1 protein-coding gene is annotated in these 963 nt (G+C 70.2%); it reads right to left on the reverse strand.

Going from position 1 to position 963, the window contains the following annotated elements; all coding sequences use genetic code 11:
- On the reverse strand, positions 1-817 hold an 817-nt coding region (locus tag P1P70_RS45100; RefSeq protein WP_319248350.1), incomplete at its 3' end, for a transposase.
- Positions 818-963 lie beyond the last annotated feature (146 nt).

Below are 963 nucleotides of genomic sequence, written 5' to 3' on the forward strand. Positions count from 1 at the left end.
TCAGGTGAGCGGAGAACCCCTTCCAGCTGATGATGTGTCCGTGCCGTGCGTAGCGGGCCGAGGTGTCGTAGGGAGAGACGACCGCCCGGGCCGAGGGCGGCAGCCCGGGCCCGCCTTCCGTCTCGGCGGTGCGCCAGCGCAGGTGTCCTGCGGCGTCACGGTGGTAGTTCTGCACCATGATCTGTCGCAGGGCCTGGATCCGAGGGCCGGACGTGCGGTCTGCCCCGTGCCGGTAAAGGTGTTCCAGAAGCCGGACGGCGTCGTTTCCGGTGGCCAGGATCCTGGTCTTGGGCTTGGTGGGGTTCTTGCCCAGGCGGACCGGGCGGCCGTAGCGGCGCCCCCAGTCCTCATCGACCAGTTCGTCCAGCAGGTGAGGGGAGATACCGGCGACTTCTTCCAGTGCGGCGCGGACCGCCTCGGTGATCAGCTCCAGGCGGGTCAGGTCCCGCACCGCGGCCAGGACATGGGTGGAGTCGGTCCGCTGCGTGGTGCGCTCGCGCACCAGGCCGGCCTCCTTGAGGCGGGCCAACGCGAGGTCGAGGAGGCGGTCGGCACGGTCGCCTTCGGCGAGACGGTCGCGGAAGTCGGCCAGCACGCTGTGGTGGAAGCCTGGGTCGTCCAGCTCCATGGCCATGGCGTACTTGAAGTCGATGCGGCAGCGGACCGCCTCGGCGGCCTGCCGGTCCGACAGGCCGAGCAGGAACTGCAGCACACAGACGGTGGCCAGTTGGGCGGGCGAGAGGCCCGGACGCCCGTCTCGCGGGTACCAGTCGGCGAAGTCCTCGTCGCGCCACAGCCCATCGAGGCGGTCGCGCACCCATATCGCCGTCGTTCCGTCCGGGTTGCTCGCCCGCGCGACCTGCGCAGTCAGAGGCGGGACTTGCTCACCGGAACGGGGGCGGAGGGACAACGAGCACCTCGACAGCTGCATCGGCCAACGGAACTACCCGAGCATGCCCGTTG

The organism is Streptomyces sp. MB09-02B (genome assembly GCF_033794485.1).
Taxonomy (GTDB): Bacteria; Actinomycetota; Actinomycetes; order Streptomycetales; family Streptomycetaceae; genus Streptomyces.